The 25226-nt window shown below is 43.2% G+C and carries 27 protein-coding genes; all 27 read left to right on the plus strand.

Annotated elements, in window-relative coordinates; translation table 11 throughout:
* Position 1 precedes the first annotated feature (1 nt).
* Entirely contained in the window at positions 2 to 1180 is a 1179-nt protein-coding gene (spoIIIAE, locus tag B5Y67_RS10500) for a stage III sporulation protein AE (RefSeq protein ID WP_088226387.1), read from the plus strand.
* 9 nt (positions 1181 to 1189) lie between these two features.
* On the plus strand, positions 1190 to 1768 hold the full coding sequence (locus B5Y67_RS10505) for a stage III sporulation protein AF (protein WP_242975931.1): 579 nt from the start codon (positions 1190 to 1192) through the stop codon (positions 1766 to 1768).
* Between the two features lie 29 nt (positions 1769 to 1797).
* Positions 1798 to 2361: a stage III sporulation protein AH gene (locus tag B5Y67_RS10510; protein ID WP_088226389.1), complete on the plus strand. Its 564-nt coding sequence runs from the start codon at positions 1798 to 1800 to the stop codon at positions 2359 to 2361.
* A 1-nt stretch (position 2362) separates the two neighbouring features.
* A complete protein-coding gene (locus B5Y67_RS10515) occupies positions 2363 to 2932 on the plus strand; it encodes a SpoIIIAH-like family protein (protein WP_088226390.1) in 570 nt (189 codons plus the stop codon).
* A 125-nt stretch (positions 2933 to 3057) separates the two neighbouring features.
* Positions 3058 to 3417 (plus strand): response regulator, encoded by a 360-nt coding sequence (locus tag B5Y67_RS10520; protein WP_088226391.1) that lies wholly within the window; start codon positions 3058 to 3060, stop codon positions 3415 to 3417.
* A gap of 273 nt (positions 3418 to 3690) precedes the next feature.
* Positions 3691 to 5607: an acetyl-CoA carboxylase biotin carboxyl carrier protein gene (accB, locus tag B5Y67_RS10525; RefSeq protein ID WP_088226392.1), complete on the plus strand. Its 1917-nt coding sequence runs from the start codon at positions 3691 to 3693 to the stop codon at positions 5605 to 5607.
* Between the two features lie 11 nt (positions 5608 to 5618).
* Entirely contained in the window at positions 5619 to 6965 is a 1347-nt protein-coding gene (accC, locus tag B5Y67_RS10530; protein WP_088226393.1) for an acetyl-CoA carboxylase biotin carboxylase subunit, read from the plus strand.
* 230 nt (positions 6966 to 7195) lie between these two features.
* Positions 7196 to 7591, plus strand: coding sequence for an Asp23/Gls24 family envelope stress response protein (locus tag B5Y67_RS10535; RefSeq protein WP_088226394.1), 396 nt, complete (start codon positions 7196 to 7198; stop codon positions 7589 to 7591).
* Between the two features lie 50 nt (positions 7592 to 7641).
* Positions 7642 to 8157 (plus strand): alkaline shock response membrane anchor protein AmaP, encoded by a 516-nt coding sequence (gene amaP, locus B5Y67_RS10540; protein ID WP_088226395.1) that lies wholly within the window; start codon positions 7642 to 7644, stop codon positions 8155 to 8157.
* Positions 8154 to 8399, plus strand: a complete 246-nt coding sequence (locus tag B5Y67_RS10545; protein ID WP_088226396.1) for a DUF2273 domain-containing protein — start codon at positions 8154 to 8156, stop codon at positions 8397 to 8399. The genes amaP and B5Y67_RS10545 overlap by 4 nt, the downstream gene beginning before the upstream one ends.
* A 15-nt stretch (positions 8400 to 8414) precedes the next feature.
* On the plus strand, positions 8415 to 8861 hold the full coding sequence (nusB, locus tag B5Y67_RS10550; protein ID WP_088226397.1) for a transcription antitermination factor NusB: 447 nt from the start codon (positions 8415 to 8417) through the stop codon (positions 8859 to 8861).
* 158 nt (positions 8862 to 9019) lie between these two features.
* Positions 9020 to 9862 carry a sulfide/dihydroorotate dehydrogenase-like FAD/NAD-binding protein gene (locus B5Y67_RS10555; protein WP_088226398.1) on the plus strand — a complete coding sequence of 281 codons (843 nt, stop codon included), beginning with the start codon at positions 9020 to 9022 and terminating at the stop codon, positions 9860 to 9862.
* Positions 9862 to 11253 carry an NADPH-dependent glutamate synthase gene (gltA, locus tag B5Y67_RS10560; protein ID WP_088226399.1) on the plus strand — a complete coding sequence of 464 codons (1392 nt, stop codon included), beginning with the start codon at positions 9862 to 9864 and terminating at the stop codon, positions 11251 to 11253. The genes B5Y67_RS10555 and gltA overlap by 1 nt, the downstream gene beginning before the upstream one ends.
* A gap of 155 nt (positions 11254 to 11408) precedes the next feature.
* Positions 11409 to 12260 (plus strand): tetrahydrofolate dehydrogenase/cyclohydrolase catalytic domain-containing protein, encoded by an 852-nt coding sequence (locus B5Y67_RS10565; protein ID WP_088226400.1) that lies wholly within the window; start codon positions 11409 to 11411, stop codon positions 12258 to 12260.
* Positions 12260 to 12895, plus strand: coding sequence for a cyclodeaminase/cyclohydrolase family protein (locus B5Y67_RS10570; protein WP_088226401.1), 636 nt, complete (start codon positions 12260 to 12262; stop codon positions 12893 to 12895). The genes B5Y67_RS10565 and B5Y67_RS10570 overlap by 1 nt, the downstream gene beginning before the upstream one ends.
* 333 nt (positions 12896 to 13228) lie before the next feature.
* Positions 13229 to 14434, plus strand: a complete 1206-nt coding sequence (gene xseA / locus B5Y67_RS10575; RefSeq protein ID WP_088226402.1) for an exodeoxyribonuclease VII large subunit — start codon at positions 13229 to 13231, stop codon at positions 14432 to 14434.
* Between the two features lies 1 nt (position 14435).
* Positions 14436 to 14741: an exodeoxyribonuclease VII small subunit gene (gene xseB / locus B5Y67_RS10580; RefSeq protein ID WP_088226403.1), complete on the plus strand. Its 306-nt coding sequence runs from the start codon at positions 14436 to 14438 to the stop codon at positions 14739 to 14741.
* Between the two features lie 7 nt (positions 14742 to 14748).
* Positions 14749 to 15615: a polyprenyl synthetase family protein gene (locus B5Y67_RS10585; protein WP_170932661.1), complete on the plus strand. Its 867-nt coding sequence runs from the start codon at positions 14749 to 14751 to the stop codon at positions 15613 to 15615.
* Positions 15616 to 15629: 14 nt separating this feature from the next.
* Complete coding sequence (locus B5Y67_RS10590; protein WP_088226404.1) at positions 15630 to 16070, plus strand: divergent PAP2 family protein; 441 nt, start codon at positions 15630 to 15632, stop codon at positions 16068 to 16070.
* A 31-nt stretch (positions 16071 to 16101) separates the two neighbouring features.
* The gene (locus B5Y67_RS10595; RefSeq protein WP_088226405.1) at positions 16102 to 16716 is read left to right on the plus strand and encodes a hypothetical protein; all 615 of its coding nucleotides are present in this window, start codon (positions 16102 to 16104) and stop codon (positions 16714 to 16716) included.
* A complete protein-coding gene (gene dxs, locus B5Y67_RS10600) occupies positions 16691 to 18601 on the plus strand; it encodes a 1-deoxy-D-xylulose-5-phosphate synthase (RefSeq protein ID WP_088226406.1) in 1911 nt (636 codons plus the stop codon). Before B5Y67_RS10595 ends, dxs begins: the two co-directional genes overlap by 26 nt.
* A gap of 18 nt (positions 18602 to 18619) precedes the next feature.
* Positions 18620 to 19429, plus strand: a complete 810-nt coding sequence (locus B5Y67_RS10605; protein WP_088226407.1) for a TlyA family RNA methyltransferase — start codon at positions 18620 to 18622, stop codon at positions 19427 to 19429.
* Between the two features lie 4 nt (positions 19430 to 19433).
* On the plus strand, positions 19434 to 20258 hold the full coding sequence (locus tag B5Y67_RS10610; protein WP_088226408.1) for an NAD(+)/NADH kinase: 825 nt from the start codon (positions 19434 to 19436) through the stop codon (positions 20256 to 20258).
* Between the two features lie 68 nt (positions 20259 to 20326).
* On the plus strand, positions 20327 to 20779 hold the full coding sequence (argR, locus tag B5Y67_RS10615) for an arginine repressor (protein ID WP_088226409.1): 453 nt from the start codon (positions 20327 to 20329) through the stop codon (positions 20777 to 20779).
* A gap of 10 nt (positions 20780 to 20789) precedes the next feature.
* Complete coding sequence (gene recN / locus B5Y67_RS10620; RefSeq protein WP_088226410.1) at positions 20790 to 22460, plus strand: DNA repair protein RecN; 1671 nt, start codon at positions 20790 to 20792, stop codon at positions 22458 to 22460.
* Positions 22461 to 22695: 235 nt separating this feature from the next.
* Positions 22696 to 23979, plus strand: coding sequence for a SpoIVB peptidase (spoIVB, locus tag B5Y67_RS10625; protein ID WP_170932662.1), 1284 nt, complete (start codon positions 22696 to 22698; stop codon positions 23977 to 23979).
* Positions 23980 to 24115: 136 nt separating this feature from the next.
* Positions 24116 to 24940 (plus strand): sporulation transcription factor Spo0A, encoded by an 825-nt coding sequence (gene spo0A, locus B5Y67_RS10630; protein WP_088226411.1) that lies wholly within the window; start codon positions 24116 to 24118, stop codon positions 24938 to 24940.
* Positions 24941 to 25226 lie beyond the last annotated feature (286 nt).

Here is a 25226-nt window from a genome sequence, read left to right on the forward strand (position 1 = left end):
GATGCATTTGAGGGTATCTATAATTAAAGTGATTCTTTTCCTTATTGTCATGGTGAGTGGGACAACTTCTCCCGTATTAGCGGATGAAATTCCCTCACAGCAGCCGCCTAAGTTGGAACTTTCCCAACAGATTGATTTGAGTCAACTACGAGGCTTCCTGGACCAACTGGATCGGGATGCCCAAAGTGAAACCGGTTTTTCCTTAAATCAAATGTTTGAGGATTTGAAGAGCGGGACATTAAATTTATCACCTGAGAAATTTGGTCAGTTACTTCTTGGAATTTTAGCTCGCCAAATATCGGCCAATGTTCCCTTGATCGGAAAACTGCTCGTGCTCGCAGCCTTGGGAGGAATTTTAAATCAGCTCCAAACTGCCTTTAGCGGAAATGTTGGCAAAACAGCTCAGGTTATGACGTACCTCGTTCTTCTGAGTATTGCGCTTACCTCTTTTCGTGAAGCCTTGACTATTGCATCAGGTGTCATTGATCAAATGGTAGGGTTAATGCAAACCTTGTTCCCGGTGATGATGACGTTATTAATTACTATGGGGAATCTTACCAGCGCAGCGCTCTTTAAACCCCTTATCTTGGGAAGTTTGACTGTCTTAGCAACAATTATTAAAACGGTTATTTTACCGCTCTTTTTTCTGGCGGCCGTATTAAAGCTTTTTAATCAAATCTCCAAGGAGTTCAAACTCAGTAAGCTGGCAGGACTCTTTGAATTTGTGGGAAAAGTTTCCTTGGGGGTGATCCTGACAATATTTATCGGCATCATGACTGTCCAGGGAGTCACGGGAGGAGTAGCCGACAGTGTCGCTTTCAGAACAGCCAAGTATTCGGCTGATCTTGTTCCGGTGGTAGGGAAGTTTTTTAAGGATGCTGTAGAATTAGTTATAACTTCAGGGCTGTTGTTAAAAAATGCAGTAGGAATTGTTGCCTTGCTGGCAATTATCGTAATTTGCCTGGGTCCTTTGCTGCGGCTTTTAACCATGATTCTTGTGTTTCGAATTTCTGCTGCTTTAATAGAACCGCTTGGGGAAAAGGCCTTGGCAGACAGTCTTCAGGATATGTCCAAAAGTTTAATCTTTATCTTGGTAACGGTTGCTTCGGTAGGAATTATGTTTTTCATGACAATTGCGGTGGTAATTGGGACAGGAACATTATCTGTAATGTTGCATTGAGGAGGAGATATGGTGCAGACGCTGCAAAATTTGGTGCGGAATTTAGCGTTGATCCTGCTTATGGCAACCTTTCTGGAAATGCTTTTGCCGAATAAATCCATGCGGGGATTTGTGCAAATGGTTATGGGGCTGTTTGTGATTTCAGCAGTACTTTCTCCTATAACAATCTTTTTACATACCCCGCTGGCAATGGGAGTACCTGCTTGGAGCCCTTCAGTACCCCAAGACCTGCCAACAATTGCCGAAGGACAGGATATGAACGTCGGACGGGATGCCGTGCAGGGACAATACCGGCAAATTCTCGAAAACCAGATAAAAGCATTGGCCCTTGGGACAAAAGGCGTTAAATCTGCAGTCGTGGCTATAACATTTGCAGAGGGGGGAGGGGGCATGACCGATCAGCCAAAGATTTCGAACATTAATGTAACGATATCGTTAGATAATGATGGAATACAACCCGTTCAACCCATAGAAATAGGATCACAGCCTGATGCCAAATCACAATCTTCTCAATGTGTAGAAGTACGAGATAAAATTTCGGTTTTAATGAGCTTGTCAAAAGACCTAATTCATGTTCAAGAAACCTAAAATGATGTTTTGGAAGGGGGCAGCAATTTGTGAATCTGACAAAATTTATTTCTTCGGAAAAAACTTTAGTGGGGTTAGTAGCACTCATCGCTATAGGCATGTCCTTTATCTATTTGGGCAAGGGTCCGGAAAATCCTCTGCCCAAAACGCAAGCCGTGCCTACAAGCTCGATGATAGCAGCCTCGGGTTCGAAAATCACTGCTTTGGAAAAGGAATTAGAGAACAAACTTCAAGCTAATTTATCATTAATGGATGGTGTGGGTAAAGTTCAGGTATCCGTGAGTTTAGCAACGGGACTAAAGACCGAATATGCCCGCAATCAAAATGTTACGAAGAACACGTCTAAAGAGACGGATAAAACAGGAGGAACTCGGGAAACAACACAGGTTACGGAGAACAATCAGGTAGTTATGCCCAATGGTTCCTCTCAGCCGGTTATGATGATGGAAGACCGTCCTGAGGTTGCCGGAGTACTGGTAATTGCCGAAGGGGCTCGTGATCCCAAGGTAAGGGAAGCGATTCATACGGCAGTTCAAACTCTCTTGAGTATTCCCAGTGCCAAAATTACTGTGGTTCCAATGGGGGGAGAATGATGTGAAGAGTAAGCTGCGCAAGCCTCTGATTATTATAAATAATTTTCTGCAATTATGGAGAGTATTGGGATTGGCTGCCTGTTTAGTCATAATTTTTGGGGCGTTATGGGTTTGGTCTAATAGCCCGCGGCATGTAGATACAGCGAAGCTAACAGCCCAGTCTTCTTCACCACTTGTTGATTCTTCAATTAAAATCCAATATGAGACTATTCAGCCGGACGGAACCGGAGAAAACTATTTTGTAAATTATCGTTTAAAGAGAGATCAGTTTCGGCAGGAAACGAAATCAATGATCTCAGAATTGCTGGATTCAACGGTGGAAAAAACTAAGATTCAAGCCCAGGAACAATGGCTGACACTTAGTTCGAAAATCGAAAAAGAAGATGAAATTGAAAATCTTTTAAAGATCAAGGGATTTAAAGATCTTGTGACAGATGTCTGCCCAGATAATGTAACAGTGATTGTTTATGCTTCAGGTTTAACACCTAACGAAATCAGTATTATCCAAGAGGTTGTTGTGCGAGTTACAAATGTAAGATTGGATAAGATTATGATATCAACAAAACAGTGAGTGAATAAATCCCTCAATAAAAATTCAAAGTCGTGAGCAGGAAAATCGACATTGAGCACGAATCTACTATAGATTGGGCTGAAGTCCTTAGGGCTAAAGTCCTGGTTAAAGGAGAGAAACTCCGAATGAAAAGAATCTTAATCGCGGATGATGCTAGTTTTATGCGCTTAATGATCGGCGAAATTCTAGCACGTAAAGGTCTACCCGAAACTTTAGAAGCTGAAAACGGTTTACAAGCTGTTGAGCTCTTTAGAACTTATAGACCTATTTTAACGATTTTGGATATTACCATGCCAGAGCTTGACGGTCTGGCTGCACTTGAGGAAATATTAAAGATTGATCCCTCAGCCCGAGTAATCATTTGTAGTGCTGTAGCCAGTGAAGCTACGGTATCTGATGCCTTACAGCGGGGAGCGGCAGATTTTATTTCAAAACCTTTCCGTCCGGATGAACTGCTGCGAATTGTGAAGAAGTACCTTGAATAAAAAAGTTTAATGATTAAAAGCTGGCACTGGTGTGACAGCTTTTTAATGCTGGATCCTTCCGACATAATTCAACTCAATTTTCAACGCAGAAAAGTAAAATACAATATACTTTGCCTCCCTGCGTTGAAAATAGCAACATTGCCCCATATAATAAGACATATGTTTTACTTAGGTAAAGTATCGTCTTAAACAAGATAACAAACAATTTATCCAGCCATAAATATTTTCTATTATTATAATTCGACTGGGATAAAAGAGAGAGGGGCAACGGCAGTGAAACCGATTAAAATTACAGATACGACACTAAGGGATGCTCATCAAAGCCTTTGGGCTACTCGTATGCGTACAGAGGATATGCTGCCGATTTTAGAAGAACTGGACGAGGCAGGGTATTTTTCTTTGGAAGTATGGGGAGGAGCAACCTTTGACGTTTGTCTGCGATTTCTAGGTGAAGATCCTTGGGAACGCCTGCGGGAGATTAAACGTCGCGTTCGTAAGACTCCCTTACAAATGCTGCTTAGGGGGCAGTCCCTGGTAGGTTATCAACACTATCCTGATGATGTGGTACGAGAGTTTGTCTCTCTCAGCGTTAAAAACGGCATTGATATTGTTCGGATTTTTGATGCACTTAACGACGTAAGAAATATGGTTGTTCCCATGGAAGCGGCTAAAAAGGCAGGAGCTCATGTACAAGCATCTGTTGTTTATACCATGAGTCCTGTACACACCATTGATCATTATCTGGAAACTGCCACAGCCCTTGCGGAACTGGGTGCGGATTCCATCTGTATAAAGGATATGGCTGGACTTTTGACGCCCTTTAAAGCTTACGAGTTAGTTTCCCTCCTGAAAAAGAAGCTAGGAATTATGGTTCATCTACACAGCCATTATATTGGCGGGATGGCTGTCGGAGCTTATTTAAAGGCTGCAGAAGCCGGCGTTGATGTCATCGATACGGCGAGTGTCCCATTAGCTTTTGGAGCAAGCCAGCCACCTGTGGAAACAGTAGTTCGGGCTTTTCAAGATTCCGACTACGACAGCGGTTTAAATCTTAGACATTTGTTCCATATTTCGAAGTACTTCGAAGCTTTGCGTAAAAGCCGTGGTTTTGAACGTGGGATCACACGAATTACAGATATGCGGGTTTTTGAACATCAAGTTCCTGGCGGAATGATCTCGAATTTGGTCTCTCAATTGGAAGAGCAAAGGGCCCTTGACCGTATTCATGACGTGTTGGAGGAAATTCCTAAGGTTCGGGCAGAGTTAGGCTTTCCGCCTCTGGTTACCCCTACAAGTCAAATTGTTGGAACTCAGGCTGTATTAAATGTTCTGAGCGGGGCAAGATATAAATTAGTGCCTGGTGAAGTAAAGGCTTATGTTCGTGGCCAATATGGCCGTCCGCCGGCTCCAATGAATCTTGACATACAGAAAAAAATCATTGGTGACGAGGAGCCTATGACTGTACGTCCGGCAGATAGTCTAGAACCGGGGATGGAGAAAGCCAAACGGGATAGTATAGGGTTAGCCAATTCCCCGGAGGATGTTATGAGTTTTGCTATGTTTCCTCAAATCGCCAAGAAGTTTTTTGAAGATAGAAAAAAGGGCATTCTTCCTAACAGGGAAATTCAAACTGGCACCAATGTGTCTAAAGAAACAAAGGCTGCGAGTGAACTATGGAAGACGGGATTATCTAAGGAGGATTTAAAAATGAACTTGAAAGAAATTAAAGAATTAATTAAGATAATCGACGAGACGGAGATAAGTGAGTTAAATCTGGAAAGTGATGGTGTAAAAATAGCTATTCGCAAGGGAGTAAACCCGCAATCTTGTGTCCCGGTTGCTGCACCTGTCCGGCAGGAGGTTAAAACAAGTGCTGCGGTGAGTCCCAATGTCCAGGCTGAGGTAAGCAGCGAAGTACCTCTTGTTTCTTCGGATATAGCAAAGCAGGAAAATATTGAAACCATAACCGCTCCCATGGTGGGAACGTTTTATCATGCTTCAGCACCTGATGCAGCCCCTTTTGTTGAAGTAGGACAGCAAATCAGCATCGGTCAGCCTGTTTGTATTATTGAAGCTATGAAACTGATGAATGAAATCGAATCGGAAGTGGAAGGAAAGTTACTTGAAATTCTTGTCGAGAACGGGCAACCGGTTGAATATGGTCAGCCACTGTTTATCATTGAAAAATAAGGAGTAGAGGCATGTTTAAAAAAATCCTGGTTGCAAATCGAGGAGAAATTGCCCTTCGTGTCATTAGGGCCTGTCATGAACTGGATATTGAAACTGTCGCCGTGTTTTCTGAAGGAGATCGAGAAGCTTTACACGTGAAGGCCGCAGATGAGGCGGTGTGCGTGGGACCGGTTGCAAGCTCGAAAAGCTATTTGAATATTCCTAATATCATCAGTGCGGCTGAATTAACAGGTGTTGATGCGATTCATCCCGGTTATGGTTTTTTGTCTGAAAACGCTCGTTTTGCCGAGATTTGTGAGTCTTGCGGAATAACCTTTATTGGACCATCCTCGCAAGCCATAGAGATGATGGGCGATAAGGCCATAGCCCGAAAAACTATGATTGATTCAGGAGTACCGGTTGTTCCGGGGTCAAAAGACATTATTAAAGATCTGCGAATGGCCGAAACTGTTGCCGAAAGTATCGGATATCCGGTTTTAATAAAAGCCTCAGCAGGAGGCGGGGGTAAAGGAATGCGAGTTGCTCAGAACGTTAAGGAGCTGAGTAAAGCAATTCAAGCTGCCCAAACGGAGGCTCAGGCGGCTTTTGGCAACTCTGATGTTTATCTGGAAAAATATGTTGAAGAACCCAGGCATATTGAAATTCAAATCCTGGGGGATAAATATGGTGAAGTTGTACATCTGGGAGAAAGAGATTGCTCTCTGCAGCGCCGTCACCAGAAGCTCTTGGAAGAATCACCGTCCAGCGCCATAACTCCTGAATTACGGGCTAAAATGGGTGCGGTTGCTGTGAAAGCTGCCAAATCGGCAAATTACTCCAATGCCGGGACCATTGAATTTTTGCTGGATCGCCATGGTAATTTTTATTTTATCGAAATGAACACCAGGATCCAGGTTGAGCACCCGGTCACAGAACTTGTAACAGGCCTTGATTTGGTGAAAGAACAAATCCGCTTAGCAACAGGAGAACCATTAGGCTATACTCAGGCGGATATTGAAATTCGCGGCTGGGCCATTGAGTGCCGAATTAATGCTGAGAATCCAGACAAAAATTTCATGCCTTCACCGGGTACTCTGAAACTGTATCATGCTCCCGGAGGGCCGGGAGTCCGGGTGGACAGCGCTGCTTATCAAGGTTATGCAGTCTCCCCTTACTACGATTCTATGGTTGGAAAACTGATCGTTTGGGGGGCTACCAGACAGGAAGCTATCCAGAGGATGAAACGTGCCCTTGAGGAATTTGTAATTGAAGGAATTCATACTACCATACCATTTCATTTAAAAGTTTTAGAGAACGCCTTTTATCGGCGCGGCGAAGTTTATACGAATTTTATTCAGCGCCGTATTCTTGGAGAATAGGTTAATAGATTTTACAAGTACAGATGCAAATTTTATGATTGATTTTCAATTGAGGGCATTTTCAAAGATTCAAACATAATCTTTGCCAGAATGCCCTTGATTTGTTATAATAGCAACGATTAGAGGATACTTGGGTTTTATGTTTTAGCAGATTTTATCGCGGTCTTGGGTTAACTCTAACTCGGATTTAAACTTATATGAATATTGATCTATAGCGGGAGGTGTAAATAGTGGAAAGTCTTGAAACGGAGAACTCCCTGGGGTCCATCCGTATCGCTGATGAAGTTGTGGAGGTCATTGCTGGCTTAGCAGCTTCTGAGGTTGAGGGTGTCGTTGGTATGAGCGGAGGTTTTGTAGGGGACCTTGCGCAAATGTTAGGACGAAATAAAAATTTATCCAAAGGGGTTAAAGTCGAGGTTGGCGAACACGAGGTTGCCGTAGATCTCTTTATTGTTGTGGAGTATGGAGTATCGATTCCGGAAGTCGCTTATAAGGTTCAAGAGGCCGTTAAGGATGCCATTGAAAGTATGACAGGACTTAGGGTTGTGGAAGCAAATGTACATGTTCAAGGGGTTAACTTTAAACCGGTATCGGAAAGTAAAGAAGAAGACTTCCGTCTGAAGTAAAAAGGCCCCCCCTGGAATTCCAGGGGGGGTTTCTGAAAGGAGGACGACACTTGTTAGGCTTTATTTTGGGAGTTCTCATGGTTCTGGGGGCATTTTGGATAGTTGCCATGGCCACTGGGTGGGGACTCCCTTATATGTTATTGCTTCAGGGACTCCATTGGCTTAAATGGAATCCCTGGGAGAGCTTAGCGGCAGCCGCTTTCTTACTTTTAGGGGGATTGCTCCTGCTTCTTAGGCCGCAAGATAACTCTAATCGTACCTTCCGAACTCCTTCAAGCGGAGGAGAAGTTCGAATTTCTCAGGAAGCACTTGAAGAGATTATTGCCCGCAGTGCGAAAGCGCTTACTGGTATTATGGAGGTTCAATCAAAGTTCAGAGAACGTGAAGCAGGTCTTCAAATTACGGTAGCATGCCAATATGAGCAAGGAGTTTTAATACCTCAGCTGTCTAAAGAGCTGAAAGAAAAAGTAAAAGAGGATGTCGAACTATATACCGGAATCAGTGTAACAGAGGTGAAAGTGCTGGTGCGGAGCTTAGAAAAAGCGCGCACGGCACGTGTTCGATGAGTAATTTTTGGCAAGGCATAGGAGAGAAAATCTCTGGGTTTGTCATGTGGGCCTTAGAACATCATCCCGGTAAATTTATTGGAACTGTTAGTGGCTTTGCGTTGGGACTATTGATGGTAACTCTTGGTTTTTGGCGCACAATGGTACTCATATTTTTTGTTATTCTGGGATTTATAATAGGCAAACGCCAAGATGATCATCAGGATATTATGACTTGGCTGGAAAAAACAATAAACAAGTAGTAGGAGGAATAATCCTTGAGCCGTAGATTAGCTCGTGAAACGGCATTACAGGTGCTGTTTCAAAAAGACCTGACAAAAGAAACTCTGAAAACTACAGCAGAAGTTGAGCGTTGGGCGGAAGAATTCAAAGTACCGGAGATTAGTAAAACGTTTGCCCAAGAACTTGTCGATGATACAATTGCTCATTTAGAGGAGATTGATAAAACCATTGCTTCCTTTGCTCAAGGCTGGGCAATTGGGAGGATGGCCAATGTTGACCGCAATGTCATACGTCTAGCTACCTGTGAGATCCTTTTTCGATCCGATATACCAGGCAGGGTGAGTCTTAATGAAGCTATAGAATTAGCCAAACGCTTTGGAGGGGAAGAGTCCGCGAAATTTGTCAACGGAATCCTTGATCGAATCGTAGACAGCGTGGCGAAAGGAAATACTAGAGCGACTGATGCTGGATTGTCAAACTAGTTGTATTAATTTTTTTATGAGTTTAAATACTTTAATAAATGATTTTTTTATATACGTTTAATCCAGCTATTTTTGAAGGATATTGACTCAAGGATATCGAATAAACAATTAAATATAAAAATATGGGTTAATTACTCTGGACATTGAGGAGGAGTCAAATGTACCGTATTGTTAAAAAAAGACTTTTGGCTCAAGGTATAGCCTTGCTGGAAGTTGAAGCTGCGGCTGTAGCTGCTAAGGTTGAGCCCGGGCAATTTGTAATTGTCCGGGTTGATGAGGTTGGCGAGCGAATTCCGCTGACTGTTATGGATTTTAATCGCGAAAAAGGAACAATTACTATTGTCGTTCAAGATGTAGGATACTCCTCGGCGATCATTACAACAATGAATGAAGGCGATGCGTTCCAGGATTTTGTCGGCCCCTTGGGAGTTGCTTCCGAAATTGAAAACTTCGGTACTGTTGTATGTATCGGCGGAGGCCTAGGGATCGCTCCGATTCATCCCATTGCTCGGGGATTAAAGGATGCCGGCAATCATGTGATTTCGGTCTTGGGTTCCAGGAGTGCAGATCTCTTGATTTTGGAAGAAGAAATGCGCGCCGTAAGCAATGAGGTAGTCATTGCCACCAATGATGGCAGTGCCGGCGTAAAAGGGTTTGTGACCGATGGTTTAGCAAAAGTGTTAAGCGAAGGGCACAAAGTCGCTGCTATTTGGGCGATTGGTCCAATGGTAATGATGAAGGCGGTTGTAGAGTATACACGGCCTTTAGGTATAAAAACTATTGTCAGCATGAATCCAATTATGGTTGATGGAACTGGTATGTGCGGTGCTTGCCGTATCAGTGTTGGCAATGAGACAAAATTCGCTTGTGTCGACGGTCCTGAGTTTGATGGCCATTTGGTTGATTTTGATTTGGCCATGAAACGTCTCGCCTTTTACAAGGACGAGGAAAATCGAGCTAAGGCTCGTTTGGAATGTCATCACGAAGGAGGGCATCATTAATGGCTGCGAACAAGATACCCCGTCACGAAATGCCCTGCCAGGATTCAAAGGTCAGAGCGCATAACTTTGAAGAGGTTGCTCTGGGCTATACTAAAGAAATGGCTGTCGAGGAAGCCCAGCGCTGCCTGCAATGTAAAAAGCCGTTATGCCGCACTGGCTGCCCGGTGGAAGTTCTTATTCCGGATTTTATTAAACAAATTGCTGAGGAAAACTTTGAAGAAGCCTCTAAAGTTTTGAAAATTAAGAATTCCTTACCTGCTGTCTGCGGCCGGGTTTGTCCACAAGAATCCCAGTGCGAGAGTAAATGTATTCTGGGCATAAAAGGGGACCCTGTGGCTATCGGACGTCTTGAGCGTTTTGCAGCAGACTTTGGTATGAAAACAAAGAAAGCTGAGATGGAAAAAGCTGAACCGAGCGGAAAACGAGTTGCCATTATTGGTGCTGGACCGTCAGGTTTAGCCTGCGCCGGCGATTTAGCGAAAGCCGGACATGCTGTTACGATTTTTGAAGCGCTGCACGTTGCCGGAGGCGTTCTGATGTATGGGATTCCTCAGTTCCGTCTTCCTAAAGACATTGTGCAAACAGAAATTGATACCTTGAAACAAATGGGAGTTGAAATTCTCACCAATCAAGTTGTGGGAAAAGTAACTTCTGTAGATGAACTTATGGCAAACGGCTATGATGCCGTATTCATCGGCACAGGTGCCGGGCTTCCCTATTTTATGAATATCCCCGGAGAAAATCTTAATGGGGTATATTCTGCCAATGAATTTCTGACCAGAACGAATTTAATGAAGGGATATAAATTCCCGGACTATGCAACCCCTGTTAAGGTTGGGAAAAATGTGGCAGTGCTCGGCGCTGGAAACGTGGCCATGGATTCAGCGCGTACCGCGCTGCGTTTAGGTGCTGAAAATGTTTATATCATTTACCGCCGTTCACGTGACGAAATGCCGGCTCGGAAAGAAGAACTTGAACATGCTGAGGAAGAAGGAATTCAATTCCGTCTTTTGACCAATCCTGTTTCCATCGAAGGGGATGAACGGAGCTGGGTAAAAAGTTTAACTTGCTTACGTTATGAACTGGGAGAACCGGATGCATCCGGACGGCGGGCTCCGGTACCTATTTCCGGTTCAGAATTCGAAATCGAAATGGATACTGTCGTCGTAGCGATTGGACAAGGTCCTAATCCGTTAGTAACGACATCGACGCCTGGATTAGAATTAAATAAACGCGGTAATATTGTCGCAGATCCAGAAACCCTAATGACTTCGAAACCTGGCGTTTTCGCCGGCGGAGACATTGTTACAGGAGCAGCGACAGTTATCCTGGCCATGGGTGCCGGTAAAAAGGCCGCTGCCGGTATTGATGCTTATCTAAAAACGAAATAATACTAAATTTAGGCTGAATTTTGTTTGTCAAACGAATTCAGCCTAAATTCGCCAGAAAAATTTCAGTTTTTTTATAATATTACAACTAATAAGCTCGAATTAACTTGTGATGTGCGGAGCAAGGTCTAGCCCAAATTATGAGAGGAGTGTGTCAATTGGCTCAACTACTAGATGGAAAAGCAGTAGCAAAAGTTCTGAAGGAAGAAATTCGTGAGGAGATCGTTCAGTGGAAAGAGAAAGGTATCCAACCAAAGCTCGCTGTAATCTTAGTTGGAGATGATCCGGCATCCGTAGTTTATGCTCGGTCAAAGCAAAAAGTCAGTGAAAGTTTGGGCATGGCCTTCGAATTGTTCGTTATGCCTGGCAGTACGCCTGAAGCCGAAGTTCTGGCTCAAATCGAAAAACTTAACCAAGATCAGAATGTTCATGGGATAATGATTGAGCTTCCTCTTCCCAAAGGTATTGCCAAAGAAAAAGTCATGGCAGCAGTTCGCCCGGATAAAGATGTTGATGGGGTTCACCCGATTAATCGAGGTTACATTTTAAGCGGTGAGGAAGGACTGTTCCCAGCTACTCCTCAGAGTTGTATTGAACTGCTTGTCCGTTCAGGTGTACAAATTGCAGGCAAGCATGTGGTCATCGTCGGCCGCGGAGAAACGGTTGGAAAGCCTTTAGTATTCTTAATTCTAAAGCATAACGCTACGGTAACTATTTGCCATTCTAAAACTCCTGATCTTGGGGCCTTCACCCGTCAGGCTGATATCGTCATCGCTGCTGTCGGACGTGCCAAATTAATTAAAAAAGATATGATTAAACAAGGTGCCATTGTTGTTGACGCAGGAATTAACGAAACTCCGGAGGGAATTTGCGGAGACGTGGATTTTGAGGCTGTCAAAGAGGTAGCTGACCTGATTTCTCCTGTTCCCGGCGGAGTTGGCTCTTTAACAACGGCTTTGATCATGCGCAATGTTCTGAAAGGAATTGTCTTACAAGGAGGTAAGCGATAGTGGACTCAAATCAAATCTGGCAATGGACAACAGAGGATTTTTTAACGGTATCTGCTAGTTCTTCTCCAACGCCGGGCGGAGGGAGCGTTTCTGCCTATGTTGGAGCCCTTGCTGCTTCTATGACATGTATGGTAGCTAATCTGACCATTGGCAAGGAGAAATATAAAGAGGTTGAGCCAAAGGTAAAAGAGATTTTGGCACAGGCGGAAATGGTTTTGGACCTCTTAAAAAAAGGACTCAGTCAAGATATAGCCGAGTTCTCAAATTTTATGGCGGTATTAAAATTACCAAAGGGTACTGAAGAAGAAAAAGCGATGAGGGCTAATAAGCTGCAGGAAGTTTTGGTTTCAGCTACCGATACACCATTGGGAATTGCCCAAAATTGTTTTAAAGTTTTGCAATTAGCTCAAGAATTAGCGCCAATCGGGAATAAAGGAGCCATTAGTGATGTAGGGGTCGCTGCTTATTTGGCGGAAAACGCCCTTAAATCGGCGATGCTTAGTGTCGATATTAATCTGCCTCAGATAAAAGATCAGGGATACCAAGAACGGGTCAAGGCCGAACGGACTCGGTTATTTGAACAGGCTGCCGCAATTTGTGCAGAAACTGTTGCCGTAGTACAAAGCAGACTTTAGTAGCGAAGATAAGTCAAAGGCACTATAGGTATTGATTTATCCACGACATCTGATGCTTATGCTGGCCGATAAAGATTTGCAATGAATTTTATGGGTGGGTAAGGAAATTAAACAAAACCATGCATTGAAGTGGATGATTTAAACCACTATTTATGCATGGTTTTGTTTTAAGAAGGGCGCTTATGGATTTTGCAACGGCCACTTTGTTGATGGTAAGAACCCAATAAATACGAATACCTTCAGTTTTGAACTAAACTGCTGTTTCCGGGCGCGGTCCGGAAAGCTTGACTCGATCCACTTTTCTAATGGTATAATGATTTTGAGGTGAAGGTTGTGCCCAAAATATGGTCGGTATCCGAACTTGTGGGTCAAATCAGTCAAGTTCTTCAGGAACAAAAAGATTTTCAAAATTGTTGGATCAGCGGAGAGCTTTCGAACTTTAAGAATCATCGTGCCTCCGGGCATTGGTATTTCACCTTGAAGGACGAGTTTTCCAGTCTAAAAGCAGTTATGTTTAAAAGCCGTTCTGAAAGAGTCCGTTTTGCCCCGTCAGATGGATTGAAAGTTCTGGTACGCGGCAATTTGCGCATTTATGATCGTGAGGGAACGGTACAATTTTATGTTGAGGAAATGGAACCAAGTGGTCTTGGACAACTCTACTTGGCCTTTGAGCAGCTTAAAAAAAAGCTGGCCGCAGAGGGATTATTTGACCCGGTGCGAAAAAAAAAGATTCCTGCTTATCCTCGCAGTATTGGGATTGTAACAAGCCCAACAGGAGCAGTTATTCGAGATATACTCAATGTTATGGGGCGTCGTCATCCAAACCTTTCATGGATTTTGGCACCTGCTGCTGTGCAAGGTGAATTGGCGCCGCAAGAAATTGCCCAAGCAATTGCTCGGCTAAACCGTTCAGAAGCAGTCGACGTTATTATTATCGGGCGAGGCGGCGGGTCTCTCGAGGAATTGTGGGCCTTCAACACGGAAATTGTTGCAAGGTCAATAGCGGCCTCCCGAATACCCATTATCTCGGCAGTTGGGCATGAGACTGATGTAACTATATCTGATTACGTGGCAGATCTAAGAGCTCCAACTCCCTCGGCGGCGGCTGAACTCGCTGTTCCCATACTGGTTGATTTACAGCTGCAAGTCGAGCAATTGCGGATTCGCTTGAAGAATGGCTTAGAAGCGCAAATTGAACGCAAACGCCAACAGCTTGCGGGGATCGCTAATAAGGGTCCGCTTAAGGATCCGTTCTGGAGAATCGATCAGAATCGCCAGCGTTTGGATAGCCTTCACATGCGTCTTCAGGAAGGCATGACTAGATTTGTCAATGATAAAAATGGTATACTAAATTTATTGGCAGCAAAATTGGATTTGCTAAGTCCGTTAGCGATCTTAGGCCGAGGATATTCTCTGGCCTATAATGAAGAAGGAAAACTTCTTCGTTCGGCTGCGAATGTCGAGGTACTGGAACAGATTCGCGTTCAGCTAAGTGAAGGACGGCTGGTCTGCAAGGTAACAGAGAAGGAGATTGAATAATATGAAAGAAGAAGAACTAGAGGGCTTTTCTCAATCTTCCCTTGAGCTTCTCAATTTTGATATATCGGAAGAAAAAGACGCTATTTCTTTGGAAACTGGATTTGAACGATTAGAATCCATTGTTAAGGCCCTTGAACAGAAAGACCTTCCTTTAGAAAACGCTTTGAACTATTTTAAAGTTGGTGTTGCTCTCGTCCAACATTGTTCCAGGGTGCTAAATCAGGCGGAGAAACAAATGCAGGTTTTACTTGAAGACCCTGATGGACAACTACAGTTTCAGACCATCAGTTTTGATGTGAAAGGATGAGAGAGTAGTGTTCCAGGAAACTTTTCAACTGTATATAACCATGATTGAGAAATATCTTGCGCAAATGCCCTGGGGCAAGGATAAACTAAGTGAAAGCATGTCCTATTCTCTGGTTGGAGGAGGTAAACGTATCCGACCAGTTTTAGCTTTAGCTTCGGCGAAGGCAGTGGGAGGAGATCCGGAAAAGATTTTACCCGCCGCTTTAGCTCTGGAGTTAATTCATACGTATTCTCTCATTCATGATGATTTACCGGCAATGGATAATGATGACTATAGAAGGGGAAGATTATCTAATCATAAGGTTTTTGGTGAGGCTAATGCAATTTTAGCAGGGGATGGATTGTTAACCTATGCCTTTGAATTTCTCGCCGATCCGGTTCTCTGTCAACCCGAAAGGCAGCTTCGAGTTATCCGTGAAGTGGCTGTTGCAGCGGGAAAAAACGGTATGGTGGGAGGACAAGTTTTAGATATTGCAGGCGAAGGAAAAAAACTTTCTTTGGCGGAACTCGAAGAAATACATAAAGCGAAGACGGGTGCGTTATTGACGGTCTCCGCACGTCTTGGCGGTATATTAGCGGGAGGCACTGAGGAGCAGATTGAGGCCTTAACCAATTATGCTCAAGCTTTAGGGCTGGCCTTTCAAATAAAAGATGATATTTTAGATGTAACCGGAGACAGTGAGACCCTTGGTAAACCCGCAGGCAGTGACCAACGTCAAGAGAAGGCAACTTACGTCTCGATATTGGGCCTTGAGGAAGCGAAACGCCAGCTGCATGCTCAAATTCAAAGAGCTCAATCTGCCTTAAAACTATTGGCTAACGGAGCAGAGTTTCTTGGCGATCTTGCTGTTTATATCGAACAACGCCAGCATTGAAAGAGGGTGCTACCATGCCCATTTTTCCAGGGATTTTTTATAACGCGATACTTGTTTCTGCAGTAACGGCTTGGCTTATTGCCCAACTTTTGAAAGTTGTTATAAACTTAATTGTGGCCGGTAAATTCAACCTTCAACTTATATTGAGTTCTGGAGGATTTCCAAGTTCTCATTCTGCAACGGTCAGTGCCTTAGCTTTGGGAATCGGGAAATATTATGGCTGGAATTCTCCTATTTTTGCGGTCTCTGCTGTTTATGGTATGGTTGTATTATATGATGCTGCGGGAGTCAGGCGAGCAGCCGGCAAGCAAGCAGAAGTTCTTAATCAGCTGGTCGAACGATTGTCCCAAGGGTCAGATCTGTCCCAAGACCGTTTAAAAGAATTAATCGGACATACGCCATTAGAGGTCTTCGGTGGTGTTCTCGTAGGGATTATTGTGGGGCTTTTAATCTGATCAGACGTATATTGAGGAGGTTTACGGAACGTTGGCAGTTCGCAAACGTAAAAGCTTGAAGCATTTAAGCCTTGTTTTCATTGGGAGCTTTCTTATTGCAGCCGCTGTTGGGATCAGTTCAGAGTTATTAATGCGCAAAACCTCATCCTTATGGGTTGCAGCCTTCTTGCTTTTAACCGTAATTGGAGTGCATATTGTTTTTGATATTATAGGAATTGCTGCCACCGCTGCTCAGGAAGCTCCTCATCATGCCAGAGCTGCCAACCGTGTCCAGGGTGCACGCCAAGCGGTGTTTCTTGTACGGCATGCAGACTTGGTAGCCAATATGGCTAATGATGTCGTGGGGGATGTTACAGGAACCTTAAGCGGAGTGATGGCAGCAGCAATTGTTATAGATATTGTCCGGTTATATCCGAATTTTGGAACGAAAGAAATTTGGTTAACGACGATTATCTTGGCTTTGGTGGCGTCAATCACGGTCACCGGTAAAGCAATAGGTAAGACTCTGGCTATCCAAGAAGCGAATACAATTATTGCCTGGGTCGGGAGTGTTATTGCTGCTTTCGAACAAATTACGGGTTGGAATCTGACCGGAGCGAATAAACGAGGGGGCAAAAAGGATGGGACTACTCGAAAAAATCCATGAGCCAAATGATTTGGGCTCGTTGGATTTGGCCGAGCTTAACACTCTGGCTCAAGAGATTCGGAAACATATGATTGATGTGATCTCTAAAAATGGCGGGCATTTAGCACCTAACCTTGGAGTCGTTGAATTGACAATAGCATTGCATAGGGTATTTGATAGTCCTAAGGACAAGATTGTCTGGGATGTCGGCCATCAAACCTATGTTCATAAATTATTAACGGGTCGTTATGATCGATTTTCTACGATACGTCAATATCAAGGTATCTCTGGTTTTCCCAAACGCTCCGAAAGCGTACATGATTGCTTTGAAACAGGTCATTCCAGTACCTCTATCTCGGCAGCGGTTGGTTTTGCAAAGGCCCGCGACATTCTGGGGGAACATCATCATGTGGTCGCAGTAATCGGAGATGGGGCTATGACAGGCGGGATGGCTTACGAGGCCTTAAATCATGCTGGCCATAATGAAACAAATATTATTGTCGTTCTCAATGACAATGAGATGTCCATTTCACCTAATGTCGGAGCAATGTCTTCCTATCTCAACCGTCTAAGAACAGATCCTCTTTATGACAAGCGCAAGGAAGAAATTGAGGAGTTATTGAAACGTATTCCCAAAATCGGGTCGAAAGTTGCCAAAATGGTTGCCAAAGCAAAAGACAGCCTGAAATATTTGCTGGTTCCCGGCTTGCTTTTTGAGGAATTAGGGTTTACCTATTTGGGCCCAATCGATGGTCATGATCAGGCTTTATTAGAAGAAGTTCTCGATCAGGCCAAGCATAAAAATGGCCCTGTCCTTGTTCATGTTGTAACCTGCAAAGGAAAAGGATTTGAACCTGCTGAAGAGAACCCTGATGTATTTCATGGTGTGGCTCCCTTTGATCCGGAAACAGGTAAGATTATAAAAAAATCTGCACCGCCAACCTATACAGCAATTTTTGGGGATACTCTCTGTCGATTAGCGAAGGATGACCCTGAAATTGTGGCTATAAGTGCAGCCATGCCGAGTGGGACGGGTCTAAAGACTTTTGCGGAAATGTTTCCTGAACGTTTTTTTGACGTAGGAATTGCAGAACAACATGCTGTAACGTTTGCCGCTGGCTTAGCTTTTGGAGGACTTAAACCAGTCGTTGCCATTTATTCGACATTCTATCAGCGAGCCTATGATCAGGTTCTCCATGATGTTTGTCTGCAAAATGCTCCCGTTGTCTTAGCTATTGATCGGGCAGGAGTCGTAGGTGATGATGGGCCAACACATCACGGCGTTTTTGATATTTCCTTTTTGAGGATTATTCCTAACCTCATTCTCATGGCTCCTAAGGATGAGGATGAATTGCGCCATATGCTTTTAACGGCCTTGAAGTATGATGGCCCGGTTGCTTTGCGTTACCCAAGATCGGCGGGACAAGGTGTTTCTCTAACGGAACCATTGCATGAGATTCCCATTGGCAAGGGAGAAGTGTTGCGAGACGGCAAGGATGTGACGTTGATTGGAATTGGCCCTATGGTAAATATTTGTCTTTCTGCTGCGCAAGAATTGCGTCATAGAGGCATTGAGGCTGCGGTAATCAACTTGCGCTTTATTAATCCTCTTGATCGCGAATTGATCTTATCCTATGCCCGAAAAACCGAAAATTTTGTTACAATTGAAGACCATGTCCTAAAAGGTGGTATGGGCAGCGCTATTCTTGAACTTTTAGAAGAAGAAGGAATCCAAGGGGTTAACGTTGAACGTCTTGGATATACTGGTTTTGTGGAACAGGGATCAATTCCTCAGCTGCATATGGCTCAAGGATTATCTGTTAAAGGAATTATCCAAGCAATAGATCGTTTGAAAATAGTCGGATCCATCACCCAATCTCCGGATAGAGTGTCTACCGGCAAATGAAGGGGCGAAAAGAAAGTATTGTCTAAAGGAAAAGAACGTATTGATATTTTAATGGTGAAAAATAATTTGGCAGCTAGTCGGGAGAAGGCTAAAGCCATGATTATGGCCGGAATCGTGTTTGCAGGCGGGCAGCGTGTCGATAAACCCGGGGCAGAATTAGCGAATAATTCTCGAATTGAGGTGAAAGGGGAAATCTTACCCTTTGTTTCAAGAGGAGGATTAAAGTTAGCCAAAGCTGTTGAAACCTTTTCACTTCAATTTAATGACCAGATAGTTGTCGATATCGGAGCCTCCACTGGCGGGTTCACAGATTGTGTCCTGCAAAATGGAGCAAAACGCGTTTATGCTGTAGACGTTGGCTATGGACAGTTAGATTGGAAACTACGTACTGATCCCCGAGTAATCTCCATGGAACGTGTGAATGCTCGGTATTTAACCAAGGATTCTTTGCCGGAACAAGTGGATTGGGTTGTTTCCGACGTGGCTTTTATTTCTATAACTAAGATTTTTACAGCAATGAAAGAAATCTTAAAGGAACATGGACAAGTACTCACTCTTATTAAGCCTCAATTTGAAGCCGGAAGAGAATTTGTGGGCAAAAAAGGTGTTGTCAAAGATCTTATGGTCCATAGACAAGTTCTCATGGATGTCCTCAGTCAAGCAGAAGTTTCAGGCTTCCGCATCCTGGGCCTTGAATACTCGCCGATCCGTGGACCGGAAGGAAATATTGAATATCTTGCTTGGTTAAAACTAGGGGCTTCGCAAGGAATCGATTGGAAGAACGAGCTGGAATTTGTTGTTGAACATGCTCAGAAAGAGACGGAATAACAAAATGGAAAGAGTCGTGGGTTTATGGCTCAATAAGAGTAAACCGGAAGCAACCGTATTGGCTCAGGAGATAAAAGACTGGTTTCGGAAACGTGGCTGGGTCGTTTTATCACAATGGGAAGATATAATTAAACATAAAACGGACTTTTTGATCTCTTTAGGTGGGGATGGTACTCTGCTGGAGGCAGCTCGGGAAGGTGCACCTCATGGAATTCCGGTTATGGGAGTCAATTTCGGCCGCCTTGGCTTTTTGTGTGAAATCGAGAAAATCGATGTATTTCAGGCTTTAGAAAAGATACTTAACCAGGACTATCAAATTCAGGAACGACTTATGTTAAGGGCTGTGGTTAAACGAAACGACGTTGAAGTATATTCACAGCTTGCCTTGAACGATGTGGTTTTTTCCCGTGAGAGTCCTGAAGGAATTATTACACTTCAAGCTAATTTATCAGGTGAACCCTCGGTTAGTTACCCCGCAGATGGTCTGATTGTGTCAACACCAACAGGCTCTACTGCCTATTCCTTGTCGGCAGGCGGCCCAATTCTCAGTCCTAACGTTCAAGCCGTTCTTCTTACACCTTTGGCAGCTCATACCTTGTCCGCCCGACCGATGCTTGTCTCAGATCAGGAGGAAATCCAAATTTCTTTGTCCAATGGGGAACAATGCCTTGTTAGTTTTGATGGAAGAACTAGTATTAAACTTCATTCGAGTGAATCTGTCATTATCCAAAAGGCTCCTATTCGGGCAAAACTTATTCGCTTAGGGAATCGAAGTTTTCCCCAAGTAGTTCGAGAGAAGTTAAGGGACCGTTGGCACGAGAAGACCTGAGGCGGGAGGTAGGCAAAATAACTTGGCTCAATATTCTTGAATTGTGCAATGAAACAGGAGGCAAATCAATGAAAGCTCGTCGCCAGATGAAAATTCAAGAAATTATTACTAAGGAGATTATTCGAACGCAGGAAGACCTTGCAGAAAAATTACATCAAGCAGGTTTTGAAGTAACTCAGGCAACCGTCTCTCGAGATATAAAGGAAATGGGTTTGACCAAAATTCCTACTGCCGATGATGATTATCGTTATGCGATTCCTACCGAGGTTCATCCGACGAATCTCCAAGACCGTCTCAAACGTTTATTGCGTGAAACGGTGATCTCTATTAATGATACAGAGAGCCTGATTGTGATTCGAACGATACCAGGAAATGCACATGCCCTTGCCGCAGTTATGGATAATATGAATTGGGAAGAGGTTATAGGAACTGTTGCGGGTGATGATACAATACTTCTCGTGATCAAACCCAAAGAAGTTGTACCAGTAGTTTTGAAACGACTGACGGACTTGCTCGGTTAGGAGGGGGATTATGCTCGAAGAACTGCATGTCGAAAATTTTGGTTTGATGGAAGACGTCCGTTTATCCTTCGAACAAGGTTTAACGGTATTTACCGGAGAAACTGGAGCCGGAAAATCTATGTTGATTGATGCTTTAGGAGTACTCTTGGGCGGACGTGCGAGTTCGGATCTTTTGAGACATGGTGAGAAACAGGCAAAAATTGAAGGGGTGTTCCGCGACTTAGCCAAGGATTGTCTTTTAAGACTGGAGGATGCCGGTTATCCGGCGGAAGATGGTCAACTGTTTCTGTACCGCGAAATCAATTCTTCGGGAAAGAATAGTTGTCGTATTCAAGGCCGGACGATCCCCCTTACGCTTTACCGCTCCCTTTGTGAAGGACTTGTAGATATCCATGGGCAAATCGAAAATTTATCCCTCTTTAACTCCGATAATCATCGTAAACTTTTAGATGCCTTAGGCGGCCTTCAGGATAACGTTCGTCTTGTGAAAAATGCTGCAAAATCGTATCTGGCTATCCTGCGTGAAGAAAGAGAATTGTCTGTTTCTGAAGCAGATCGGGCCAACAGGGAAGAAATTCTGCGGTATCAAATCGAAGAAATTAATACCATTAATCCCCAGCCTGGTGAGGAAGAAGAACTGGTTCAAGAGAAGAAACGTTTGAATAATGCCGAACGTATTACGAGTCTGATCTCTGAAGTATATTCCTCGTTGTACGAAGGTTCTGCGGGAAAACCGGCTGCGATTGATTTATTGGCAAGCTCTTTGAAAGCCCTTCAGGAATTAAAGCGTTGGGATGAGGAACTAAATCTTTCAGAAGTGATGGAGACCATCTATTATGCGGCGGAAGATTTGGCCCATCAAGTCCGCAGCTATAAAGACAACTTGGAATTTGAACCCGACAGGCTCGATCAGATTGAGGAGCGGCTTATTCAACTATCCAAACTAAGAAAGTATGGTGCAACCATTGATGAAATAGTAGCCAAACGAGAAGAGTTGCTTGACGAACTAGAGAAGATAACTCACTCTCATGAAAAGCTGGCACTAATTCAGGAGGAAAAGGGAAAAGCACGTCAGGCTTATGAAACCTTCGCCGGGAAGCTCAGTGCCAGAAGACGGGACATGGCAGAACAGATTGAAAAGGGTTTGACCTTAGAACTTTCCGATTTGGGTTTGGAAAGAAGTGTCTTCGAGGTACGTTTTACACCAATTGAAGACCCCACCTTAGAGGGAGCGGAAATTCTCGAATTCTATTTTTCTGCTAATCCGGGAGAACCTCCTAAACCACTGAGCAAAGTTGCTTCAGGGGGAGAAATGTCTCGCTTGATGCTGGCTCTGAAAAGTATGCTAGCCAAAGTAGAATCAGTAGGTACCTTTATCTTTGATGAAGTGGACAGCGGAGTTGGGGGAAGAACGATTCATAAAGTTGGTGAAAAGCTGGCTAAAATAGCTCAGGATAAACAAGTCTTTTGTATAACGCATGCAGCGCAGGTTGCTGCTTTCGCTGAAGTTCATTATGGTATTGTGAAAGAGGTAGACGGCGAAAGAACTCGTACGAGAGTTAACGTTTTATCAGAAACAGAACGACTTAAAGAATTGGCCCGCATGCTTGGAGGGGACGAGGAAGATATTACACGCCAACATGCACAGGAATTGTTCGAACGTTGCCAGAAACAGCCTTAATTTGCAAGTCATTTCAAGTAAAACTAAGACAAATGGTTTAATAAAAAATTTTAAGAACAGGCTACATAAAGTAGTCTGTTTTTTATTTGTTGTCTAAGTTACCAATGTTTAAAAATATGGCACGAAATTTACAGGATGAAACGTGAGCAATTTGGATAATTTAAGATTAGAATTCACTTCAAATCATTAAAACACTCTAAAATGAGGAAAAAGGAAGAAAATTGGGGAGACTAGAGTGGAGGGTGATAAGAGAGTGAGAATAGCAAGGATTTTTGTTTTATTCGGTCTCATGTTCTGCACCTTCCTATATCTGAATCCTGAGTTTCAACAGTTGGTGGAGTTTCCTGAGCAAAATCTTACTCTAAATTTGCAAACAGAGCCTCAGTTCCAAGGATTTTGGTCCAAAATCGTCAAAGAAGAAAAAGAGGTTGTTTCAAATCCAACGGTTTCAGTTTCTTCGGGTGGGTTAGATTCTAAGATATCGAAAAAAATCGAAGTCGTTTATAAACTCTTTGGGATTTTTCCGATACGATCCGGAGAAATAGAAGTTATGCCTCCTATGAAATTGATCCCAGGCGGTCAATCAATTGGCGTTTCCTTACAGACAAAAGGAGTTTTGGTAGTAGGACAAGCAGCCATTGAAGACAAAGGCGGCCAAAAAATGTACCCTGCGAAAGAGGCGGGAATTGAAGTTGGAGATACTCTTTTAAAGATTAACAATCAAGAGGTTCGTACCGATCAGGATGTATCTGATGCCGTTAATTTAGCAGGACAACAAAACGGTGTCGCCCAAGTCATGTTTAAACACCAAGGCCAAATTCTAGAAAAACTTATAAAACCCATTTTTTGTATGGAAACTGGGCGCTATAGAGTAGGATTATTTGTTCGGGACGAAGCAGCAGGCGTTGGAACACTTTCTTTTATTGATCCAGCAACAAACCAGTATGGAGCATTAGGACATGTAATTACGGATGCTGATACTAATCAAAAAATTGAAGTTTATAATGGTAAAATCATGGCTTCAACGATTTATTCAATTCAAAAAGGTAAACGCGGTCATCCTGGCGAAAAGATTGGTTCCTTTGTCACGAATTCTCCTTTTTTCGGTACAATTGAAAAAAATTCGTTGACTGGAATATTTGGCAAATTGCGAGGTCAAATCACGAATCCGTATTATAAAGAGCCAGTTCCTGTTGGTTGGGAATCTGAAGTAAAAGTAGGGCCGGCTAAAATTTATACTGTAATCCAGGGGGAAAAAGTTGAGGAATTCAGCATCAATATAGATCGTGTTATGCATAATCGTACCGATAGTAAAAATATGATTGTTCGAGTAACAGACCCACGACTTCTGGAAGCAACAGGTGGCATTATTCAAGGCATGAGCGGCAGCCCAATAATTCAAAATGGCAAAATCATCGGAGCTGTTACTCATGTTTTTGTTAATGATGCCCAGCGTGGTTACGGAGTGTTTATTCAGAACATGATCAATGAGGGTATCGACAATAAAGCAGCTGCATAATTCACAACGCTTGTAAAGAAGTGACCTGGGAGAGTCACTTCTTTTTTTCTGGATTTATATAAATAAAGAAGGAGTCTGGAAAACAATTGTCGAAATTATAGTTACATAATTTATCGAGAATGAGGAGGATCCTGGGATGCAAAGGCCTATACGAGTCTTACTAGCAGATGACAACCGGGAATTTGTTGAAATTGTTAAAGAATTCATTGAACGGCAAGAAGATATGACTCTTGTTGGAGTAGCTTATCATGGAAATGAGGCCCTCGAATTAATTGCCCGTGAAGAACCCCATGTCGTACTTTTAGATATTATAATGCCTCATTTAGATGGTTTAGGAGTTTTAGAAAAACTTCAAGTTTTAACTCCCAGACCAAAAATCATTATTCTAACTGCCTTTGGCCAGGAATCAATGACTCAAAGAGCAGTTAATTTAGGAGCTAATTATTACATACTGAAGCCTTTTGATTTAGAAACCTTAGGAAAGCGCATTCGTCAACTACAAGATGATTTTCCGGATACGCTTAGTTCTGCCCAACTTGTAAATCCGACTATAAATAATAAAGTTGTTAGTTCTCCCCAAATTTCTTCAAGTATCCTTCCGCCAACCTCCAAGAATCTTGAAGTGGAAGTAACCCGCATGATACATCAAATGGGAGTGCCAGCTCATGTTAAGGGTTATCAATATCTGAGAGATGCAATTGTAAGCGTGGTGCAAGAAGTTTCTTTACTTGGAGCTGTTACTAAAGAACTTTATCCGATGATTGCCGAAAAGTACCAAACGACTCCCAGCCGTGTGGAAAGGGCAATCCGTCATGCCATTGAATTAGCTTGGGATCGGGGAAATGTGGATTTCATGAATCGCTTTTTTGGCTATACCATCAACATTGACCGCGGCAAGCCAACGAATTCCGAGTTCGTGGCAATGGTTGCCGATAAGCTCCGTATGTCGATGATGTATTAGAATCCCCTTGTGGCAAGGTTACAGGGTTTGCTATTGCAACAAACTATTTTAAATAGTTATAGAAATGGTTTGTAAACCTACAAACTAGTATAGTTCATTGCAATAAAATTATTTGTCCGCAAACATCTCTAGTTAATTACTTGGAGGTGTTTTTTGCTTTGGAATTATCTAAATTGGACTTATCGGAGGATAGCGTAAATTCATGTACAATTAATAAATGGAGTTAGATACAACTCGTAGCACTATAAAATGATTTAGGTTTCTGAATTATTTAGTTATAAAAACA

It is taken from the genome of Desulfosporosinus sp. FKB, from assembly GCF_002196705.1.
Lineage (GTDB): Bacteria > Bacillota > Desulfitobacteriia > Desulfitobacteriales > Desulfitobacteriaceae > Desulfosporosinus.

What these genes read in the sequence shown, in the direction of transcription:
- B5Y67_RS10590 (WP_088226404.1), top strand. Translation starts at nt 15,630, where the DNA reads ATGCCCATTTTTCCAGGGATTTTTTATAACGCGATACTTGTTTCTGCA.
- B5Y67_RS10505 (WP_242975931.1), top strand. Translation starts at nt 1,190, where the DNA reads ATGGTGCAGACGCTGCAAAATTTGGTGCGGAATTTAGCGTTGATCCTG.
- accC (WP_088226393.1), top strand. Translation starts at nt 5,619, where the DNA reads ATGTTTAAAAAAATCCTGGTTGCAAATCGAGGAGAAATTGCCCTTCGT.
- spo0A (WP_088226411.1), top strand. Translation starts at nt 24,116, where the DNA reads ATGCAAAGGCCTATACGAGTCTTACTAGCAGATGACAACCGGGAATTT.
- spoIIIAE (WP_088226387.1), top strand. Translation starts at nt 2, where the DNA reads ATGCATTTGAGGGTATCTATAATTAAAGTGATTCTTTTCCTTATTGTC.
- dxs (WP_088226406.1), top strand. Translation starts at nt 16,691, where the DNA reads ATGGGACTACTCGAAAAAATCCATGAGCCAAATGATTTGGGCTCGTTG.
- xseB (WP_088226403.1), top strand. Translation starts at nt 14,436, where the DNA reads ATGAAAGAAGAAGAACTAGAGGGCTTTTCTCAATCTTCCCTTGAGCTT.
- B5Y67_RS10520 (WP_088226391.1), top strand. Translation starts at nt 3,058, where the DNA reads ATGAAAAGAATCTTAATCGCGGATGATGCTAGTTTTATGCGCTTAATG.
- B5Y67_RS10610 (WP_088226408.1), top strand. Translation starts at nt 19,434, where the DNA reads ATGGAAAGAGTCGTGGGTTTATGGCTCAATAAGAGTAAACCGGAAGCA.
- gltA (WP_088226399.1), top strand. Translation starts at nt 9,862, where the DNA reads ATGGCTGCGAACAAGATACCCCGTCACGAAATGCCCTGCCAGGATTCA.
- argR (WP_088226409.1), top strand. Translation starts at nt 20,327, where the DNA reads ATGAAAGCTCGTCGCCAGATGAAAATTCAAGAAATTATTACTAAGGAG.
- B5Y67_RS10545 (WP_088226396.1), top strand. Translation starts at nt 8,154, where the DNA reads ATGAGTAATTTTTGGCAAGGCATAGGAGAGAAAATCTCTGGGTTTGTC.
- B5Y67_RS10555 (WP_088226398.1), top strand. Translation starts at nt 9,020, where the DNA reads ATGTACCGTATTGTTAAAAAAAGACTTTTGGCTCAAGGTATAGCCTTG.
- recN (WP_088226410.1), top strand. Translation starts at nt 20,790, where the DNA reads ATGCTCGAAGAACTGCATGTCGAAAATTTTGGTTTGATGGAAGACGTC.